General features: G+C 62.5%; 14 protein-coding genes. 5 read left to right on the forward strand and 9 right to left on the reverse strand.

The genetic code is table 11. The features are described from left to right. Positions 1 to 9: 9 nt before the first annotated feature. The 3 genes from KF691_15950 to KF691_15960 form a co-directional block, all read right to left on the reverse strand. Positions 10 to 879: a helix-turn-helix transcriptional regulator gene (locus KF691_15950; protein MBX3390943.1), complete on the reverse strand. Its 870-nt coding sequence runs from the start codon at positions 877 to 879 to the stop codon at positions 10 to 12. 224 nt (positions 880 to 1,103) lie between these two features. Continuing rightward, complete coding sequence (locus tag KF691_15955; GenBank protein MBX3390944.1) at positions 1,104 to 2,012, reverse strand: NHL repeat-containing protein; 909 nt, start codon at positions 2,010 to 2,012, stop codon at positions 1,104 to 1,106. A gap of 81 nt (positions 2,013 to 2,093) precedes the next feature. Further along, entirely contained in the window at positions 2,094 to 2,885 is a 792-nt protein-coding gene (locus KF691_15960) for a helix-turn-helix transcriptional regulator (protein MBX3390945.1), read from the reverse strand. 311 nt (positions 2,886 to 3,196) lie between these two features. Between KF691_15960 and ilvE the strand changes: the two genes are divergently transcribed. After that, positions 3,197 to 4,195 (forward strand): branched-chain-amino-acid transaminase, encoded by a 999-nt coding sequence (gene ilvE / locus KF691_15965; protein ID MBX3390946.1) that lies wholly within the window; start codon positions 3,197 to 3,199, stop codon positions 4,193 to 4,195. A gap of 7 nt (positions 4,196 to 4,202) precedes the next feature. Here the strand turns inward: ilvE and KF691_15970 are convergent, their stop codons facing one another. Beyond that, on the reverse strand, positions 4,203 to 6,626 hold the full coding sequence (locus KF691_15970) for a matrixin family metalloprotease (protein MBX3390947.1): 2,424 nt from the start codon (positions 6,624 to 6,626) through the stop codon (positions 4,203 to 4,205). A 206-nt stretch (positions 6,627 to 6,832) separates the two neighbouring features. After that, complete coding sequence (locus KF691_15975; GenBank protein ID MBX3390948.1) at positions 6,833 to 7,480, reverse strand: hypothetical protein; 648 nt, start codon at positions 7,478 to 7,480, stop codon at positions 6,833 to 6,835. A 276-nt stretch (positions 7,481 to 7,756) separates the two neighbouring features. On the opposite strand from KF691_15975, the gene KF691_15980 reads away from it, so the two are divergent. Next, entirely contained in the window at positions 7,757 to 8,941 is a 1,185-nt protein-coding gene (locus KF691_15980) for a hypothetical protein (protein ID MBX3390949.1), read from the forward strand. A gap of 4 nt (positions 8,942 to 8,945) precedes the next feature. Here KF691_15980 and KF691_15985 read toward each other — a convergent pair whose 3' ends face one another. Both KF691_15985 and KF691_15990 read right to left on the reverse strand, forming a co-directional pair. Then, positions 8,946 to 10,748: a SpoIIE family protein phosphatase gene (locus KF691_15985; GenBank protein ID MBX3390950.1), complete on the reverse strand. Its 1,803-nt coding sequence runs from the start codon at positions 10,746 to 10,748 to the stop codon at positions 8,946 to 8,948. Between the two features lie 625 nt (positions 10,749 to 11,373). Beyond that, the gene (locus KF691_15990) at positions 11,374 to 12,660 is read right to left on the reverse strand and encodes a glycosyltransferase family 1 protein (GenBank protein ID MBX3390951.1); all 1,287 of its coding nucleotides are present in this window, start codon (positions 12,658 to 12,660) and stop codon (positions 11,374 to 11,376) included. Between the two features lie 44 nt (positions 12,661 to 12,704). Between KF691_15990 and KF691_15995 the strand changes: the two genes are divergently transcribed. The 3 genes from KF691_15995 to KF691_16005 all read left to right on the forward strand — a co-directional run bounded on the left by KF691_15995 (position 12,705) and on the right by KF691_16005 (position 18,627). Beyond that, positions 12,705 to 13,472: a pyridoxine 5'-phosphate synthase gene (locus KF691_15995; protein ID MBX3390952.1), complete on the forward strand. Its 768-nt coding sequence runs from the start codon at positions 12,705 to 12,707 to the stop codon at positions 13,470 to 13,472. A gap of 167 nt (positions 13,473 to 13,639) precedes the next feature. Beyond that, positions 13,640 to 15,184 (forward strand): bifunctional folylpolyglutamate synthase/dihydrofolate synthase, encoded by a 1,545-nt coding sequence (locus tag KF691_16000; GenBank protein MBX3390953.1) that lies wholly within the window; start codon positions 13,640 to 13,642, stop codon positions 15,182 to 15,184. A gap of 101 nt (positions 15,185 to 15,285) precedes the next feature. After that, positions 15,286 to 18,627 (forward strand): leucine--tRNA ligase, encoded by a 3,342-nt coding sequence (locus KF691_16005; GenBank protein MBX3390954.1) that lies wholly within the window; start codon positions 15,286 to 15,288, stop codon positions 18,625 to 18,627. A gap of 32 nt (positions 18,628 to 18,659) precedes the next feature. On the opposite strand, the gene KF691_16010 is transcribed toward KF691_16005, so the two are convergent. Next, a complete protein-coding gene (locus KF691_16010) occupies positions 18,660 to 19,367 on the reverse strand; it encodes an ABC transporter ATP-binding protein (GenBank protein MBX3390955.1) in 708 nt (235 codons plus the stop codon). A gap of 85 nt (positions 19,368 to 19,452) precedes the next feature. After that, positions 19,453 to 20,253, reverse strand: a complete 801-nt coding sequence (locus KF691_16015; GenBank protein MBX3390956.1) for an ABC transporter ATP-binding protein — start codon at positions 20,251 to 20,253, stop codon at positions 19,453 to 19,455. Positions 20,254 to 20,264 lie beyond the last annotated feature (11 nt).

Here is a 20,264-nt window from a genome sequence, read left to right on the forward strand (position 1 = left end):
CAAATTTCACTACACCCCCGCGGGGTGGAGCACGCCCGACCGAAGAATCGAGCCCATGCTTTCCGCCGGGACACCGAAGCGCCGGCGGAATTCAAGTGCGAATTGCGCGGGATCGGGATACCCCAAGTTCGCGGCGATCGGCTCGATCCGTCCGACGGGCCGGGTCGTTCCCGCCAGCGCCTGCATCGCGAAACGCAGCCGCAGACAAGCGCGGAATTCCTGGGTCGTCATGCCGAGCCGGCGCCGGAAGGCCTGGCACAGGTGCGACGACGAAACCCCCACCCGCCTTGCGATCTCCGCCAACCCGATGTTCTCTCCGATGCTCAGCGAGATCAGTTCCTGAGCCCACCGGACGTAGTCATCGTCATTCACACCGTGGCGCGAAGGTGCACGCCGAGCTCGCTCGGCGTACGCACCATCGATCAATTCTCGCACCGCGCCGCGCAGCACTCTGTCCGCATCGTGCGCCCGAGGCGAAGCCAACGCGATGCGCGTCAGCGCCAGATACGTCGCATCGCTCATCGGTCCATCGGTAAATGTCAGAGGTTGCTCGCCCCGCGCGTCCACGCGCGGATCGTGCGGACGGATCGCGTCCGCCAGCACAGCCGTCGGAACGCGGATGAACAGCGTCGTTTCCCGCAGCGAGCACACGCTTCGGGCGGTGTAGTGACAACCCCGGTTATAGAACACGGCGCGAACCGGAGTCGTGATTCTTTCGCCCCGCCCGGCCTGCGTGATCGCGCTGACGCTGCGGGGAATGGCGATCAGATGCGTCCGCGTGACGTCGTGCCGCAACTCTCCGGGGTTCCGACCGATCGACCGGAAGATCCCCGCTTCGAATTGAGTTGTCCGGAGAACGATCGTCGTTTGCGAATGCATCCGAGCTCCCTCGACCCACGGAGCACTTCGGTTATTCGGAATGAGACCCGGGAAGTTGCACGGACGAGCGCAGAAGAGCATTACCGTACAAAACCGGCCTCCGAAACAGCGCCGAAAGTGTGTTTCAGCGCTGTCAGATGCGCCATCCGCACCTTTCTGCCCTGTTCATCGCATGAATATGCAAAAAGGCCCGCAACGGCTCCGCAGCTGATCGAGAGCCGGTCTCAACGACGCCGACGCCCGAGTACCGCCAGCCCCAAGAGGATGCCGCCGAGGGCGCCCGGCGCCGGCACGATGTCCGGCGTCACCAGGATGTCGTTACATTGCGGGAAGCCGGTGACGAACGCGCCCAGGAATGCGCCTGTCGCCTCGTTGTACTTGTTGATGATGCCCGCGTTCCATTCCGTGACCAGCATCGTTCCATCCGGCAGCACGGTCTGGCCGACGGGACCGTTCATCTGGTTCGTGTAGCTCGAGATTATTTGGTTCTGCACGAGGCTGTACTTGGAGACCGCGTTGCGTCCGTACTCGGAAATGTACAGATTGCCGCCAAGACCCGCCCGGACATAGAGAGGCATATTGAATGTGCCGGCGAGTGTGCCGAGCGACGCTCCCGATACCGCGTTGAACTTGTAGACCCTGTTGCTCTGAAACCCGGTGACGTACATGGTGTTGTCGGACCAAGCGAGCCCTGCCGGAAACTGCATCCCGGCAACTTTCGCGAAGACTCCCGGCGACGCGCCGGTCGTCGGATCGAACCGATGCACCGCGTTGTCCCCGTTGCTGCAGACATACAGCAAACCGTCGGGGCCGAACTCGCAGTATCCGGCACGTTGCAGCGAGCCCATCGCAAAGGTGCCCATGATCGCGCCCGTCGAACCATTGAATCGGAGCACGCGGGCGTTGTTCGCATCCGCCACGTACAAGTTTCCATCCGCTCCATATGCCATGCCGTCCGGAAAGCTCATGCCGCCGGTGCCCGGCGCGACGAATTGATCCACAAAGGAGCCGTCGAGGCGATAGCGATTGATCGCTCCCTGCCAACTGCCAACGAGCACAAAGCGTTCCGCGTGCGCCGAGGCCGCGGCAAAGGCCAGCAATGCGACAACGAACAAAGATTTCAAAGACTTCATCGCGATCTCCCGCTCCCACGAAATAAAGTAGAAAAGGGGCGCCGAACGGCGACTCCCTGCAACGTATCGCGAGCGGGTTGTTCAGTCTTCCAGAATCTTGCGGTCTTCAAATTCGGAGGCGCAAGCCCTATTTTTCAGGAGCTTCCTGCCGCGGCCGGGCGGCACACCGAATCGAGTCCGGAACGCATCGGTGAAGTGGCTTTGACTCGAGTAGCCGGCGCGTGCCGCGATGAGCGACATCGGGAGATCGGAGTCGGCGATTTCAACCAGTGCCGCCCGAAGGCGCAGCCGATCGCGGAATTCGTGAATTGTCATCCCGACTTCGCGCTTGAAGATGCGGCAGAGATAGAACGGCGAAACGCCGACGCGTTCGGCGAGTTCCGTCAGCCCGCTCTGCGACCGAAAGCTCGAAGCGAGGATTTCCTGAGTCCAGTGCGCGTAGTCCCGGTCCGATTTTCCGGCGCGGACTCTCCGCCGGATCGACCGCGCCGTGTACGCCGCCACGACGACGTCATTCACGAGCCGGAGCGTCGTTTCTTCCGCCGCGAGCGCGTCGAGACGCGTCGCCGAACACTCAAGTGCCGCCTGGGAAATAAACACCCGGTCGGAGACCGGCCCCGACGAAAACGAAAACGGCGCCTCGGGGCGGTCGGCGACGGCTGGATCGAAGCCGCCGATCATCTCGCGCAGATCCCGTCCTCCCACTCGTACAAACGCGGTGCTCTCGCGATCCGAACCGATCGAGGTCGCCGTGTACTCGCAGCCGACGTTGTAGAAAACCGCGAACACCGGCGTCGCGATCTGCGCCGGCTGTCCCGACTGCCTGATGCTCGACGTGCCGCGCGGAAACGCGAGCAGGTGCGAGCGCGCCACCGACCGGCGAACTTCACCGGGAAATGCGGACTCCGATCGGAAAATCCCGAATTCGCACGTCGGTGTGGCGATGAGAGATTGAGTGGATTGCCTCACGATTTCCCCGGGAAACATGTTCGCAATCGAGGTTTTTCGGTTTCGGTGAGACACAAATGCGGCGGGATTTCTCACGCAAAGTCCGACCTGTGGAGCCCCTCATTTCGCACCCGGGCCGACGAGCATCCGTATCATGCGTTTCGTACGGATCGCCCGACCGCCAAGGGAGTTTCGCGGGAAGGACCGCTCCGTTACCAGACGTCGGGAGTACACCCATGGCCACTTCGACCATCGTGCCAAGCCCCACCGGCAACGCCTCCGCTCTGCCGGGCCCCAGCGTCTTTCATGTTCCGAGCGCGCAGGAAGAACGCCCCTTCATCTACGTCAACGGTCAGATGCTCCCCAAGAACAAGGCCATGGTCAGCGTCTACGACCACGGACTGCTCTACGGCGACGGCGTTTTCGAGGGCATCCGCGTCTACCGCGGCAAGATCTTCAAGTCCAAGCAGCACATGGACCGGCTCTACAAATGCGCCGAAGCCATCCGCCTGCAGATCCCCATCACAAAGGATGAAATGGTCGCCGTGCAGCGCCGCTGCATCGAGATGAACAACATCTCCGAGGGGTACATCCGCCTCGTCGTCAGCCGCGGCTACGGCACGCTCGGCCTCGACCCGCGCAAGTGCCCGGTTCCCGGCGTCATCTGCATCGCCGACGAGATCCACCTGTTCCCGAAAGAGATGTACGAGAACGGGATGCGCGTCATCGTCGCCAACCGACCCAAAACGCCGATCCCCTGCCTCGATCCGCGTATTAAGAGCCTCAACTACCTGAACAACATCCTTGCGAAGTGCGAAGCGATCGACTACGGCTGCCACGAAGTCATCATGATGAACACCGAGGGCTTTGTCACCGAAGGTTCGGGCGACAACGTGTTCATGGTGAAAGACGGCGTCGTCTACACCACGCCGAGCGACGCGGGCATTCTTGAAGGGATCACACGCGAATTCGTGCAGAAGGTTCTCTGCCCGGCGCTCGGCCTCAAGTGCGCCGAAAAAAACATGAAGCTCGACGAACTGCTCAAGGCCGACGAGGTGTTCCTGACCGGTTCCGCGGCGGAAATCATCGCGATCTCGCAGATCGATCAGCACGACGGCAAAGCCATCACCAAGGCCAACCACATCGGTAAGACCAAGGGCGAAGGGCCGATCACCAAGAAACTCCGCGCCAAGTTCCGCGAGATCGTGACCAGCGACAATGTGCCGGAGGAATAGCTCCCGGTCACGAACAGACCATGCTCGCGTAGGCTCCGACAAAGATTGAAAAGTCCGCGTCGTCCACAAATCCGTTCAGATCGAAGTCGGCGGGACAGGTCTGGTTTTCCGCTGGGCACAGCATCTGGTTGTACGCCTCGACGAACAGGCCGAAATCGGCATCGCCGACAACCTTGTTTCCGTTGAGGTCGCCGATGCATGAGGGCACGGCATCGCATCGGAGCCCCACCACCTTCACATCATCCAACGCCGCTTCGACAATCGATCCTTCAAAGAGATCCGACACGTAAAACCGCAGCCTTGTCATGCTCGTCGGCGTGACCGGCAATGACGAGAATCGGAACGCGCGCTTCCGCCAGCCACCGTTGACGTCGGTATCGATCGCACTTCCCGGACCGATGATGTCGGCCTTGCGCCAGAAGAAGTTCGAAGTGTTATTGACATTGACATCAAAGCTCGCGGTGTCAACGTACGGACCGCTGCTGCTCCCATTGGAATACCAGCGCCAGTACGACACCTCGACATCGGAATACACCGCCAGATTCAGAAGCGGGCTCACGACCTGCGTGTACCCACCGTCCACATCGGCAGCGCCGGGTGCGTCGCCCGGCAGACCGTTCCCGGTGACATAGCACCGCGATCCCACCGGCGAGCGATCTTCGCCCGGCTGCGCCTGCGTCCCGACAGGAATGGTGCGCGTCCAGTTTCCCGATGTCGCGGTATCGGTCCCGACACTCCAGCCGCGACCGACTTCAAAATCGTCTTCGAACACAACCGTCCGTGCACCGACGAATGGCTTGTGCGTTGCGGCGGGTGCCCCGCAAGGCGTCGTCACCACCGTGCCGCCCGTTCCGGCGACCTCCGCGTACCACTCAAGCGGCACGCCGCACGGAACGTTGAAAATGATTCCCCGAAGCAGGCCGGGCGATTCTTGCCGCAGGAGCGCCGCGCGCCACGCCTCGGCCGGAGTGCGCCGATACCACAAACGCGAACTCGAAACGTCCACCTCTTCCCGATCCGGTGCGACCACGATATCAATCGCTCGCGAAGCCCCCGGCAAGACACCCTGATCCGTTTCACCCGCCGGCGAGGCACGGAGCGCGGCGCTCCTCGCATCGATCACAAGCGAATACATCTGCGATCCGGCTTCGAAGGCGTCGCCCCGAACCCGAACGAAGTAATTCCCGGCGCTCGGCAGCAGCACCTCCGACGCGAGCGCAGCGCCGCCGAGTGTCGTCGCGGTCTCGGACCCGATGACCGTTTGGCCGTCCGCCGCCAACACATCAAAGCCGAGCCGCCACTGCCTCTGAGAATCGCCAAGCGTGCCCGAGCAGCAGCCGCCGCAAGCCTCGGGAGAATCGTCGAACAAGTACCCGACTGGTTCGAGCTTCACGTCGACCCGCAGCGCCGCCGTCGTTTCGAACGAATAGAAATCGCGGTCGCCAAAGTACCCGAGTGCCGCGGGCGACGTCTGGGGTATGCGGTTCAGTTCCGCCGGATTGAACGGCGAAATCGTGGTCCGATCGCCCACGCGCAGCGCCCCGCAGGCGCTCAACTCTCCCATCGCTGTCGCCGCCCCGGCATCATCGTTGGGTTCGAATCGATCGCCGTACAGGTATTGCCCGTGACGTACCTCATCGTGCCGCGGCCCATCGAAATTGGACGCGATAAACGGCTCCATGAGTTTCGAAGCATCGACCGGGCACGCGTGCGCCATCCCCAACCCATGCCCATGCTCGTGGGCGATCACATTCCGCAGCAGCAGAGAATTGCCCGCGAGATTGTTGAAAAAGTTGTCGCTCGTATCGACGACGACGTCCCCGCTCTCACCGATTTCGAACGAGGAAGGAAAGAACGCGTACGCCAGGATGTTCCCGTTTGTGTCGATCCGGTGCCCGCCGATGCGGCAGTCACCCCTCACTCCAGGCACCCCGAGCCCGTACCCAAGCGCCACGCCGTCGTCGTTCTCTTCGAAGACGTACTTCACGCCGCACACCTCGCTCCAGCGCGCAAACGCCGCGTGCACATGAGCCATCCACGCCGCTTCGCTCCCGTGAATTCCGGTGAGGAATTCGCGCAGATTGGACGGCGCATCCGCCTCACCGTTGAACCCGTTGATCGGAGTTCCATCCGGAACAATCGAGTACGAAATCGTGACGGGTTGTCCGAAGGGGCTGCCCGCCGGCGCATACGCCGCCCTTTCCCAGCGACCCGCGTTCTGAAAGCGCGCCGCGTCAGCGGGCGCGAACGCCGCGACGAGTTCCGGGCTCGCGCCCTCGGCGAAACACGTCGAAAGTGCTGCGTCCGACCGCTTGCTCAGCATCTCGCGATGCAGTTCCGAGAGCTCCCCGCTCCCCGATCCCGCGTTCGCCACTGTGCTCGCGACGGCGAACGGTGCGATAACCGCGAGCAACAAGCATTGCATTCGCATGATCGTCTCCACTCTCCCCGCGCGTACCCGCCAGGGCCGATTCGACCGCTCGGAATTGCGGGTTGCGGACAGTTCGGATGAACACAGGTTTCCGATAGCTCGAATCTCCTGTCGCCCTGCCGCACACGCCCGACAAAGACAAAACAGCCCCGAGTTTTTCGGGGCTGAGGTGCAAGGGAGTGCAACGAAAGACGAGTTGGTGCGACTCAGCGTCGACGGCGCGCCGCGAGCAGGCCCGCCATACCCGCGAGGCTTAGAGTCCCGACGCCGGGGATCAGAGTTCCTTCAATCACCGTGCCCGGCGTGCTGCCGTAGGTCACACCGGTTTGCCAGACCCCGGGATTGCTAACCCAGTCGATATTGCCGCTGAGCGCCCCATCCCAGTAGTTCGCCCACACCCAAACCGGATCCACAAAGGGCTCCTCGGTGCTCTCGGCGACGATCCAGTACGTCTTTCCCGCTTCAAGAATCGGGTGCAAAACGGAATTCGCCTGATCGAGCACCGGGTTCCACCCGGTGGCGCCCGTGGCCATGTTCCAGGACTCGAGGACAGAGTTGCTCGGCGAAGTCGCTCCGCCGTTTGCGTCGGTTCGGATCGAGAGCGTGTATGTGCGACCCGCATTCTCCCAGTCGTTGCTCATCATCCACACCCCGACGCGATCGAGCGAGTACGACTGGGTGACAGTGAACGCGACGGCGACCGATTGCCCGACGAAAACGTCGTACCCGGTGTATCCAAAGAAACCACCCTCCGGCGAGCCGGTGTCCCAGATCGTCCCGGCATTCGCCGAACCGGTGGTCGAAAGGGCGGCCACGATCGCGGCGCCGACGAACAGTGAACAGTTGCGAGCCATGTCAAACTCTCCTCTGCGTGCGGAAAACGCGGTTGATAAATCGCCGCGCAGGATTGGGATCCAAAGCCCAACTCCCGCGGCACTTGTACTGGTATAACCGACCCGGGAATATGATTCAAGGAAGTTTCAAGGAAATTTCCAAGATGTTGATCGAATTGGTCTTTCTTCGCGATATGATGGGCGAATCTGCCGGATTACGATCCGGGTGCACGCATGACTTCCGCAGCGACGTCTATTCCCCATCCTCCCTCAAATGTTCCGCTAGACGTTCGAATCATGCGAACGGGCGACGAACTCATGAGCGGCCTCACCGGCGTTCTGAAGTTCGTGCCGGGGAATGACGCCGGGCCGCAGCGGCTGGCGACCGAACTCGGCGTTGACACTGTGCTGGCCTCTCGACTTCTCAAGGCGGTTCGCTCGCCCGATTCGATGAGCCTGATTCACCGGGCTCCCGGTCCCGAACCGTTGCGCCGCGTCCTCAGAGCCAGCGCCAAGCACGGCGTTCCGGCGGAAGCGCTCGCGGCGGCGCACGAAGCCGTTGACGCTTTCGAGAACCTGATCGACAGCGCCGCGGGCGACCGCAGCTCGCTCGAGGCCATTTTGAGCGCCTGGGTTCCCGAAGCTCGGCGCGAATTCGAACTCCGCCGAAAGCAGGCGGCGTTCCGCGCGATCAGCCAACTCAAGGGGCTCCAGGCAAACGTGTTTGCCGAGACCGCCATTTTCGCGCCGAGCGCCGACGGAGAGCATTGCGACGTCGTGTGGATCAAAGCGGTGTCCGGACTCGCCAGGCTGCGCCCGGCCGCGGTCGTAAAATTCACGTCGAAGCGCGGCATCGAGTCGCCGAACACACGCGTTCCGTTCACCGTTTCCGGCGAACCGATCGACTCTGTTCAGAACACCGTCGTGCCGGAGTTCTGCACCAGCCCCACGCCCGCACTCACGGCCCAGATCGTGGGTGAACAAACCCACTACCTCCTCGAAGGCGTAAAGCTGGGCGATTCGATCCAGATGATGACCTGCGAAGTCAACCGCTCGGAAATCGCGCGATTTGTTCCCGCTTCCCGCGGACGCCGGGCGTGGGCTTCCAGCGATCTTGCGATCCCTGCGCAGCGATTCCAGTTCGACGCCATCGTTCACAAGGACCTCTTTCCGAACGAACACCCGGATCTTCGCGTCTACGACACCGCGATCCGCGGCACGGCGGATCGGAACGACCCGGCGCGCGATATCGATCAGTTCGATCTCCTCGAGTCGCTCGACCACCTCGGTTCGGGCCTCGCTCGCTTCGCCTCGAGCGATGTGCCGCGCTATCGCCAGATGCTCGAATTCGTCTGCGCAAAGCTGTTGTTCGATCCGGATGAGTTCCGTGGGTACCGCGTCGCCTCGGACTATCCGATATACGGCTCGCAGTACACGATGAGCTTTCGCACGACCGACCCGCCCGGCTCGTCCCGCGAATAGTCGCCTATTCCGAGATCAGTACGCTCGCGACCGTCACATCGTCCGCGAGATTCACGGTCGGAGCCGCGGCAAATGGTCCCTGCGCCGCCTGCGCCACAAGCTGCGGCGCCGCGTGGGCCTTGACCGACTGCACCAGGTTCACAACGTCTTCTTCCGGGTTTGTACTGCTCGACAGCGCCGCCACCGTCCTCTGAAGACCGAACTCGTCGCCCGCCGGCGAAGGCTGTTCGTGCACACCGTCGCTGTACAGAATGATGCGCGTGCCCGGTTTGATCTGCACGGTCTCGGCGGTATAGCAATAGTCGGGGTCGACGCCGATCGGAACTCCGCCGACGGTTTCGACGCGCTGCGGTTCGTGTCCCGGCGGCATCAGCAGCCAGTAGCCGTGGCCGGCGTCGACGATCGTCAGCGTGCCGCCTCCTTCACCGGCGGGGCGCGGATCGAAAATCCCGAACCAGATTGAAATGAACTGCCCGGCGTCGCAGCGCGAAGCGAGGTGACGGTTGGTTGCGTTCATCACTTGAGCGGGATCGCTCGTGTGCTTGAGCATGGCGTTGATGAACGCCTGTGCCGTCGCCATCCGGAGCGCCGCACCGACACCCTTGCCCGCGACGTCACCGAGCAGCACCGCAACCTTCCCGTGCGGGTTGCTCGGCTCGAGGGCGATAACGTCAAACAAATCGCCGGCCACGATCCGGCCCGGTTCGCTGTGCATGGCGTACGTAATCGCGCCGACGCGAGCCGTCGGAACCGGCATGATCAGGCTCTGGGCATCGCGTGCGGCCTGCAGGTCCGCTTCGAGCTTCTTCTGCCGATCCGCGAGGGCCATCGCGCTGATCTTGGCCATGGCCAGGCCGCAGATTTTCGAGAGCGCCTGACAGAACGCCGCCGAATCGGGCGCCACCGCGTCTTCGCCGCCGCGGCTATCGAGGTAGAGGTACGCCGCGGCATTAGGCCCAACCATGACCGGCGCGCAGATCGCGCTGTGGATTCCCATGTCGATGATCGACTGCCCGTAGTTGGCGCTGCTTCCCGCGTCGATGCGCACAACTTGGCCCTCGCTCGCGGCGCGGATGAGCGAGCGGCTGGGTGAGAACGCTTTCGCCGCAGCCGTGCGCGAGAACGTGCTCGGAAAACCACCCTCGGTCGGTTTCACATTCGTCGCGCCGGTCGCGCCCGGAATCGGCGTGGCGGACGCCGCCTCGACTCCCTTGTAGCCGACAAGCTCAACCGCATCCGAATCTCCGACACGCTTGATGAACGCGGCACGCGGGAAACTCGTTGCTTTGACAAGCACGTCGAGAACGGCATCGGCAAGAGTAATTTCTGAGTCCGCGCCCGCGATACCCGCCGCGGCATCGATGAGCAGGTCGAGGCGTTCCTGTGCTCGCAGCGAAAGTTCGCTCTCGGGCACCCGCTGCACCCGACTGATGCTTCCGCCGGCATCGTCGGTTGTCGCGACGATGCTGGTAGTCGGTCCTCCCCCCTGAAGCAGAACACGGAAGATCCACGGTCCGATTCGGATCATGTCGCCGTGTTGGAGCGGCGCCGGTGCATTGGGCGCGAGTTGGACGCCGTTGAGCGTGGTCCCGTGCCTGCTTTCAAGGTCGGTGATGAGCCAGGAGTCGGCCCTGAGGGCAAGCTGCGCATGCCTGCGCGAAACCGTCTCGTCCAGCAACCGGATATCCGCGATCCCGGCCCGCCCGAGAACCGTCTGTTTGTCCGGCGCGATCTCCAGATTCTCCATCGCCGGCCCGGCGACGACCGACAGTCGAAGGGGTTTGGTACTGATCGCGGTAGTGGCCAAAGGTTCGCTCCGCGGCCGAGGACCCGCCCCGCCGCACTTGCAAGATCGGAAAGTGTACGTTGCCGGCTCGCCGAATATCTTGTCCAGAAAGTCACACAAGTCGCGACGAGTGCCGGAGGCGTATCCGCAAACCCATTCGATTTCCGGGCGAGATTCAGGCAGCCGCGCAAGCCTTGATGACCATCTCCGGCAATGAGGTTCGAATGTAATTCGTGACCGTTTCGCGGGGACGCGTCTTTCGTCCGGATCACGAAAGGTCTGGTTACATCGGCGCGCGATCATCGAACCGCGAATGCCTCAATCGACAAGCATTCGACGAAGACGACGGGCACTCCGCTCGCGCGAGCGGTGCCATGAAACGTCGGACCGGAGAAATCTCAGCCCGAAGTGCAGACGGAACTGAGAATCGATGCATGGAGATGCGTGAGCGCTTCAACACCCCGAACAGAGCGTCCCGAAAAAGAAGCCCGCGATCTGCCTTTTGGGCCAATCGCGGGCTTTGGGGTGGGGGCTGATTGAAACTGCCTCGAACCGAAGTCCTAATGTTGTAGGCGAAAACGAAGGTCGTGTCTAGTGTCAAGTGGCAATTATTTCGGTTTCATCGCACAATAGATTGGGCCCTCGCCTAGGTATTTGCGATCAATTCCACAGAATCGGCTGCATGTTTTTCGCCAGATTCCGCCCGAATTCTTTCGCCAAGCCGGCTTGCCCGATCCGGAAATATCGGTGAATCCACCACTTGCCGGAGCGCATCCGCAAGAATGCGGACCGCTCTTCTCGATCGCATTCGCGACGCCGGAACCTCGAGCGCAACCCCGAGTTTGCTCATCCGATACGCGATGTCGAATTCGTCGTTGACGAAGGGAATTGCCACGCTCGGCTTGCCGCTTCGAAGCGCCTGAGACGAAGATCCGGCGCCGGCGTGGTGAACCGACGCTGCCGCTCGCGGCATCAGCAACGAGTGGGGCGCATACGGAGCGACGAACACGTCCGATTCCCCGCCAGCTCTCGGCCCTGATTCGCCGCGACCAACCAGAAGCACCGCCGGTCGCCCGATTTGCCGGCACGCCTCCACCGCCACGCCAAAGAAGTCTTGCGCGTGATGCACGATTGTTGTCCCGAGCGTGAACGCGATCGGCAGTTTCCCACGATCTTCGCAATCGCAGAGGAATCGATCGAGGCTCGGGTCGAGCGATCGGTCTTCCGCTCCACCAGCCCGATCAAAGAAGCAATACCCGCACACTTTCGAACCTGCCGGATCGCCCGAGAGCGCCGGTCGGAAGTGTCGAGACCAGAGCCCGAGCACGTTTTCTCCGCCGCGGGTTTCCCTGAAGAACACATCCCGAATCGCCGGCAATCCAAGCCGGTCTCGCGCCCGGTTCACCGGTCGATCGATGAACCACCGGAGTGCGAGCCGGCCACCCTCGCGAATCGCGCGCCCTAGCGACTTCTGAATCCAATGGGGTAGAAACGATCGGAGCACCATCGGTTCGGCCGGGTGAAACCACATCGACGGCGTGAGCACTCCGGTCGCAACCGGGATGTGGTGCTCCTCGGCCGCCCAACGCGCGGCGAAGAGAATGTGGTGCCGCAGCAGCACATCCGGACGAAACGACGAGATCGCCTCTTGTGTGGCGTGATACGAAGGCTCAACCGACTTGTTGAAGAGCGCTTCGATGACCAGAAACGGACTCTTTCCCTCCTGCGCGAGCCGGGGATCGTGCAACACGCTGAGAAAGTCCTCTTCCTCACCGAGAGGAATGAACTCAATCCCGACCGATCGGATTCGACCCTCAAAGTGTGGATTGGCGAGCATGGCGACCACGTGACCCCGCCGGATCAACTCTTCGCCGATAGCGACGTACGGGTGAGTATCGCCCGCCGAGCCGAGTGTGCCAATAAGGACTCTCACGTCGGTAAAGATACCCCGGGTGGCAACAGTCCAACAATCGTGCGATGCCGCTGCTCGGAGTCAATGTGGACCATGTCGCGACGATCCGCCAAGCCCGCTATCGCAGCGGGCCGGGCGGGAGCGCGGGATACGGCGAACCGGATGTCGTCCCTGCGGCGGCCGCCGCGGTCCGCGGAGGTGCGGAATGCATCACACTCCACCTGCGAGAGGATCGTCGCCACGTCATTGATCGGGATGTGGAACAAACAAGAGACGCGTGCCATGTCAAGTTCAATCTCGAAATGGCGGGGACGGTCGAAATGCAGTCGATTGCCCTGCGGCATCGTGTCGATCAGGTGACCCTGGTTCCTGAAGGCCGACAGGAGGTGACCACCGAGGGCGGCTTGGCGGTCGCCGGAAAAGTAGATCACTGGAAGGCATTTCTGGCGCCGCTCAAGGAATCGGGCATCGTAACCAGCGCGTTCATCACCCCGGATCCGGAGCAGGCTGAGGCCGCCGCGGCAGCGGGATTCGACGCGCTCGAGCTGCACACCGGGGCGTTTGCGCACGCGTGGATCGATCGCGATGGCGCGGGAGGCGAGACGTATCGGAAAGCACGCGAGTCGCTCGTTCGATGTGTGCGCGACTTCTCCGATGCGCTCCGCATCCATGCCGGGCACGCCCTGAATTATCAGAACACGCCGGATCTGCTGTCTCTGCCGGGTGCCCGCTCGGATATCCGGGAACTGCACATCGGACACTCGATTGTGTCGCGCGCGGTCTTTGTTGGGCTTGAACAAGCCGTACGCGAAATGAAAAGGCTTGTGGGATAACGGATTGCGCGACGCAGCGGACCCGGCTTCATTTCATGAAGCCCCGGTGGACGGTCTCGCCGCCGCGCCAACCGATTCAGATGGGCGCGCACAGGAGAGCTTCGGTGGCGCCGCAAATATTTTCTTTGCCCAACGCGGCCGCCGCGTTACGATCGGCGCACTTCCCCATGGCCCCATCAAAGAAGTCAAGTTCGCGCCGAGAGACGAAGAAGCCCGAGAGGCCAGCGAAGAAACGGCGCCATTCCCTGCTTCGGGTCATTCAGAAGGAAAACACGAAACCGACGCCTGCAATCGGCCCCGGATTCGAAGGCTTTGCCGATCTCGACGAGACGATCCGCTTCCTCTATAGCCGGACGAACGTCGAAGCCCTCAATCCGAAGAAAGTGCCGTCGCAAATCTGGAAACTGGACCGGATGTTTGCGCTCATGGAGGCGCTGGGGAATCCGCACCGTTCATTCAAGAGCGTTCACATCGCCGGCAGCAAGGGCAAGGGCAGCGTGTGCGAAATGACGAGTGCGGCGCTCATCGGCTGCGGCCTCACGACCGGCTTGTACACGAGCCCCCACATCGCCGATATCCGCGAACGCATTCGATTGAACGGCGAGATGATTTCCGAGCAGGAATTTGTTTCGCTCGTCTCCGATGTCGCGATCGCCGCCGACTCGATCCGACGACGGTGGGGCCAGGCAACTTTCTTCGAGCTCATGACCGCCGCGGCATTCGTGCACTTTGCGCAAGAGGCTGTCGACGTCGCCGTCATCGAGGTCGGACTGGGCGGAAGACTCGATTCAACGAATGTCATCACGCCCGAAGTCTGCGCGATCACGTCGATTCAGCTCGAGCACACGCACATCCTCGGCGACACACTCGACAAGATCGCGCGGGAAAAGGCGGGTATCGTCAAGCCCGGCGTGCCGATCCTGACCATCCCGCAGCAGAAGCCCGTTGTGCTGGAGGCCATCAAGGAAGTTGCGCTGCGTGAGGGCGCCCCGATCGCCGTGATCGGGCAGACCATCGAATTCTCGAGCCGTTTCGAGACGACGTCTCGACTGGGCGCGCACATGCGGGTCTCTCTCGCGACGCCGCGCGTTCAATTCGAACACGTGGCCGTGCCGCTCCGCGGAGAGCACCAGGCGATGAACTGCGGGCTTGCGCTCGCAATTCTCGATCGGCTCAAGGAAAGAGGCGTCGCGATCAGCGAGCGTCTGGCCGCGGCAGGCCTGGCGAAGACGCCGAATCCGGCGCGGATGGAGCAGATCTATTCCCAGCCGCGGATTATCGTGGACGGCGCACACAACCCCGAGTCGATTCACGCACTCATGAAGTCTCTCGGCGCGCACGTGAAGTACGACTCGCTCATCGTCATCTTCGGATGCGCCACCGACAAGGACATCGGCGGGATGTTGACGCGACTCGGTACCGGTGCCGACAAGATCATCTTCACCAAAGCGGAGGGAAATTCTCGCGCCGCAGATCCGCGCGAACTGCAGAGGCGATTTACCGAGAATCAGGGCAAAATGACGCAGCTTGCGCCGACGCTGAAAGAGGCGATCAACATGGCCGCCAAAGCGGCGCAGAAGGATGACTTGATCTGCATTACCGGGTCCTTCTATCTTGCGGGTGAGGCGAAGAAACTCATGGCCGCCAAGAAATCGGCCAGCGCCGCTGTACAGGTCGCCGCCCGCCCGTCCGCGCTCTCCGCCCGCAAGTAAATGCGCATTCCGGTCGGCATCGGCCTGCCGCGTGAGCGCCTGAAGAGTGACGGGTTTGTTGCCCGAAACGCCCCCGGGCGACCGCTACGCTTGGCCATCTCATGAGCCAGCAAGCCGAAACTCCGACACGAGACGCGGAATTCCCGCATCGCTACAACGCCGCCTTCGCCGACGACATCGAGGCTCGCTGGCAGCAATATTGGGAAACGAACCACACATTCCGCCAACCCAACCCCGGAGAGGCGGGGTTCGATTCTTCCAGACCGAAGTTCTACTGCCTCGACATGTTTCCTTACCCGTCTGGCGCCGGGCTGCATGTCGGACACCCCGAGGGCTACACCGCCACCGACATCGTCTGCCGATTCAAGAAGCTCAACGGCTTCAACGTGCTCCACCCGATGGGCTGGGACGCCTTCGGGCTTCCCGCCGAGCAATACGCAATCCAGACCGGCGTGCACCCCGCGATCACGACCAAGAAGGCGATCGACAACTTCCGGCGCCAACTCAAGCGCTTCGGCTTCTGCTACGACTGGTCGCGCGAATTCGGAACGATCGACGAGGACTACTACAAGTGGACGCAGTGGATCTTTTTGCAGATCTACAACTCGTGGTTCGATGAAGAGGCGCCGTCTCCGAGCAGGCTCTCCAAGGGAAGAGCACGCCCGATCGCGGAATTGATCCGGTCGCTCGAGTCGGGTGCGATCCGCGTCGGTCCGAGCGGCGAGATCGTGCGTGAAGGTCTGTCCGGCTTCGCGGCCCCGCTCGAGGGCGGCATGAATCTCGGGCGCTCCTGGCACCAGCTCACGCAACTCGAGCGCCGCCTGTTCATCGACAACCAGCGTCTCGCGTATCTCGGCGAGCAGACCGTCAACTGGTGCCCGAAGCTCGGAACGGTGCTCGCGAACGACGAAGTGATCGACGGACGCTCCGAGCGGGGCGGATACCCCGTGCTCCGTAAGCCGCTCAAACAGTGGATGTTCCGCATCACGGCGTACGCGGATCGTCTGCTCGAGCAACTCGGCCGACTCGACTGGCCGTCTTCGACACGTATTCAGCAGTCGGAGTGGATCGGACGTTCGACCGGCGCACAGGTCGATTTCGATATCGATGTTCATTCGCTCTCGCCCCAGGCGCTGAGCGAGCTCAAGAGCGCGAAAGCCGACATGCCTCTTTCGCTCACGGTGTACACCACGCGCCCCGACACAATCTTCGGCGCGACGTTCATGGTGATCGCGCCGGAGCATCCGCTTATCGATCACGTGCTGCGCCATCCGGGCGCCGGAGCCGATAGCGCGGCGCTCGCGGCATACGTACAAAAAGCCCGCAACACCTCCGACGTCGATCGGATGGAAAACAAGGAGAAGACCGGCGTCTTCAGCGGCGTCTACGCGATCAATCCGCTCACAGATGAGAAGATCCCGGTCTGGGTCGCCGACTATGTGCTCATGGGATACGGAACCGGCGCGATCATGGCCGTACCGGCACACGACGAGCGCGATTTCGAATTCGCGAAACAATTCAATCTGCCGATCGTGGATGTGCTCTACCCGCGAACGGCGCTCGCGATGAGTTATTTTTGCGAACACGCGACCGAAGAAGAGCGAGTTGAAAACACGTGGCAGCCGCTGCTCGCGGATTTTCTCGGCGTCGTAACCGGCGAGGAGCAGGACTTCGCGAAGGCGATCGCGATCGTTCGCAGCCGACGCGAGAACCCGGCGTCGAATACCCACATCGATCCCGCGAGCCTCGACGCGATCGGCATGAAGTCGCGCGGCGCGATCCGTATCACCTGGCTCGAAGCATTCGAATCCATGGATATCGCGTCTTTCGCGCAGCTCAAACACATCTTCGACCGGCGCGGCTTCCAGGCCTGGCGCGGCGAGGCCGGTGTCGCGCCGGGGATCGCGGTCAACTCATCGCGGCAGGAGAAGGACGATCTGCCCGCGGTGTCACTGGACGGCTGCGCCACCGACGATGCAATCACACGCATCATCGATTGGATGGAAGCAGCCGGCGTCGGCACGGCGCAGACGCGGTTCAAGCTGCGCGACTGGACATTCAGCCGCCAACGCTACTGGGGCGAGCCGTTCCCGATTGTTTTCGATGAAGAAGGCAATCACTTCCCGGTGAGCGAAAAGGCGCTGCCGGTCATCCTGCCGCCATTGAACGATTACCAGCCCGAAGAATCCGACGATCCGCAGCCGCTGCTCGCCAAGGCACGGCAGTGGGCAAATACGACGGCGTTTGCCGCGGGAGTCGACCCGAATGTGCTCGCGCCCGAAACACCGGTGCGCCGCGAGACCAACACCATGCCCGGGAGCGCGGGCTCGAGCTGGTACTGCGTGCGCTACTGCGATCCGAAGAACACCGAGCGCCTCGTCGGCGTTGATGCCGAGCGCTACTGGATGGGTGGACAAGACAAGAGGCTCACGGGCAATTCGCGCGGCGAAAGCGAGAACACGTTGCTCGGGGGCGTCGATCTCTACATCGGCGGCAACGAACACGCCGTCGGACACCTGCTCTACTCACGCTTCTGGCACAACGTGCTCTTCGATCTCGGCTTTCTCAGCACGCCCGAACCGTTCCAGAAACTCTTCCACCAGGGTTTGATCACGAGCTACGCGTACCAGCGCGCCGACAAGACGATCGTCCCGGTTGACGAGGTGAAGGAAGTCGCTGAAGGCAAGTATGTCGAGATCACGAACAACCAGCCGGTGACACCGATCGTCACCAAGATGAGCAAGCGATACAAGAACGTCGTCAACCCCGACGACGTGATCGCCGAGTACGGCGCCGACACGTTCCGGCTCTACGAGATGTACATGGGGCCGCTCGAAGCGAGCAAACCGTGGAATACCAAGGACATTCCCGGCCTCTTCCGATTTCTGCAGCGCGCGTGGCGCGTGCTCATCGACGAGCAAAGCGGCCAGCCCCGGCTGGCGGCACAGGAGAATCCGTCGCTCGAGAAACTGCTGCAGCGCACGATTCACAAGGTCGGGCAGGATTTCGAGCGACTCTCGTTCAATACGGCGATCGCCTCGCTCATCCAGCTCGTGAACGAAGCGATGATCGCTGCCGGCGAAAAAGGCGCGGGCGCGTTCACGAAGGATCAGTCGCGCCGCGTGTGCATCGTGCTCTCGCCACTCGCGCCGCACGTCGCGGAAGAAGCCTGGTCGCGTCTGGGGCTGACACAATCCGAAGGATGCGTCAGCACCCAGAAATGGCCGACCGTGGACGCGCGCATGCTCGTCGATGACTCCATCGAAATGCCCGTTCAGGTGCAGGGAAAAGTCCGCGCTCGCATCACGGTCCCGACCGGGGCCGAGCCGAAAGCCGTCGAGGCGATCGCGCTCGCCGACGAGGGAGTGCAGAAGGCCATCGCAGGCAAGCCCGTGAAGAAGATCATCGTGGTGCCGGGGAAGATGGTGAACGTCGTCGTGTAGGGATTTGCGCCGCCCCCGAAGCGAGCAGCGCGCTAACCGACGCCAAGGTACGCCTTGCGGACCTCGTCGCTCGCGGCGAGCTGCGTGGCCGGGCCCTCCATCGCGATCTCCCCCACTTCCAGAACATACGCCCGGTGCGCGACCTTGAGGGCCATGTGCGCATTCTGTTCGACCAGCAGAATCGTCGTTCCCGAGGCGTTGATCTCGCGGATAATCTGGAAAATCGTCGTGACGACCTGAGGCGCAAGACCGAGCGATGGTTCGTCGAGTAAGAGGAGCTGCGGACGGGCCATCAGCGCACGCGCGATCGCGAGCATCTGCTGCTCGCCTCCGGAAAGTGTTCCCGCCAGTTGATCGATGCGCTCGCGGAGCCTGGGGAAGAGCGCAAGCCCCTTTTCCTTGTCGTGCGCGATCCCCGCCGCGTCGCTCCGCGCGTACGCGCCGAGATCCAGATTGTCTTCGACCGTCAGGTTCGCAAACACGCCCCGCCCTTCCGGGGAGTGAGCGATGCCCATGCGCACCAGTTCGTGCGGCCGGACCCGCGTGATGTCGTGGCCCTCGTAGCTGACCGAACCGCCGCTCGAGCGCACCAATCCCGAGATCGCACGCAGCGTGGTCGTCTTGCCGGCGCCGTTACTCCCGATGAGCGTGACGATCTCGCCTTTCTCGACGCGCAGCGAGATGCCGTGGAGTGCGCGGATAGCGCCGTAATTCACTTGGAGATTGTCGACAGAAAGCACAGTTCCGAACTCCAAAGGGACAAAGTGCCAAATCCGACAGTCGCTTCATGCACACGAGCGCCGTAGCGCTCTCGCCGCGATCCCACTACTCCTTGCCTAGATACGCCTCGATCACTTTCGGGTCTTTCTGGATTTCTGCCGGTGGGCCTTCGGCGATCACGATGCCGTAATCCAGAACGGTGATCCGTTCGCACAAATCCATGACGACGCCCATGTCGTGCTCGATCAGCAGGATCGAAACCCGGAAAATATCCCGCACTTCCCGGATCAGCTTTCGCAAGTCCTTTTTTTCCTGCGGGTTCATTCCTGCCGCGGGCTCGTCGAGCAATAGCACCCTTGGACCCGTCGCCAGCGCTCGAGCGATCTCCAGCCGGCGCTGATCGCCGTACGGGAGATTCCGCGCCGATTCATCCTGCCGATCGAGCAGCCCGAAGACCTGGAGCAGCGCGAGCGACCGCTCACGGATCGCCCCTTCTTCGGCGCGTTGCCAACCGCTGCGCACGATCGCGCCCGCCATCGAGTGCGTCGTCCGGACGTGGCACGCCAGCTTCACATTTTCAAGAACCGAGAGTTCGCCGAAGAGGCGGATGTTCTGGAAGGTTCGTGCGAGACCCGCCGCGGCAATCTGGTGCGGACGCAGCCCGATCAGCGACTTCCCGCCGATCAAGACGCCGCCCTGATCCGGCGAATACACGCCCGTCAGAAGATTGAAACACGTCGTTTTGCCCGCGCCGTTCGGCCCGATCAACCCGTACAGCCCGCGCGGCGGCAGGGTCAAGCGGAAATTCTGCACGGCCTTTAGCCCGCCGAATGACTTGCAGACATCGCGAACCTCGAGCGAGTTCTCGCCCGCTCCCGCGCCCGCGAGCACCTCTGCCGTATCCATCATGGAGGCAG

This window comes from Phycisphaeraceae bacterium (assembly GCA_019636555.1).
Taxonomy (GTDB): domain Bacteria; phylum Planctomycetota; class Phycisphaerae; order Phycisphaerales; family UBA1924; genus JAFEBO01.